The organism is Actinoalloteichus spitiensis RMV-1378 (assembly GCF_000239155.1).
In the GTDB taxonomy this organism is placed as follows: Bacteria; Actinomycetota; Actinomycetes; order Mycobacteriales; family Pseudonocardiaceae; genus Actinoalloteichus_B; species Actinoalloteichus_B spitiensis.
The window spans coordinates 1-507 of record NZ_AGVX02000344.1 but is presented as its reverse complement, the minus strand read 5'-3'; the positions used below and the strand labels follow the sequence as shown (position 1 = coordinate 507).

At 71.4% G+C, this 507-nt stretch carries 1 protein-coding gene; it reads left to right on the top strand.

Translation table 11 applies throughout. The features are described 5' to 3' along the window. Positions 1 to 507, top strand: a 507-nt coding sequence (locus tag ACTIDRAF_RS29120) for an AMP-binding enzyme (RefSeq protein WP_039787538.1), incomplete at both ends; no start/stop codon positions are given.

Sequence of the window (507 nt, the reverse complement as noted above, 5' to 3'; positions counted from 1 at the left end):
ATCGGTACCGATCGGTCGGCCGGTGGACAACACCGGGGTGCTGGTCCTGGACGACCGGTTGCGCCCGGTCCCGGTCGGGGTGTGGGGCGAGATCTACCTGTCCGGGGTGCAACTGGCCCGGGGGTATGCCGGGCGGGCGGGGTTGACCGCGTCGAGGTTCGTGGCCCACCCGGTGGGGGCGGCCGGTGCTCGGGTGTACCGGAGCGGGGATGTGGGCCGGTGGACGGCCTCGGGGGTGGTGGAGTTCGCCGGTCGGGTGGATGACCAGGTCAAGATCCGGGGTTATCGGATCGAGCTGGGTGAGGTCGAGACCGTGCTGGGGGCGTGTCCCGGGGTGGGGCAGGCGGTGGTGGTGGTGCGGGAGGACCAGCCGGGGGTACCGAGGTTGGTGGCCTATCTGGTGGCCGACACCGCTGGGGTGGTGGTGGATCGGGTGCGGGAGCAGGCGGGTCGGGTGTTACCGGAGTACATGATGCCCACGGGGTGGGTGGTCCTGGACGAGTTGCC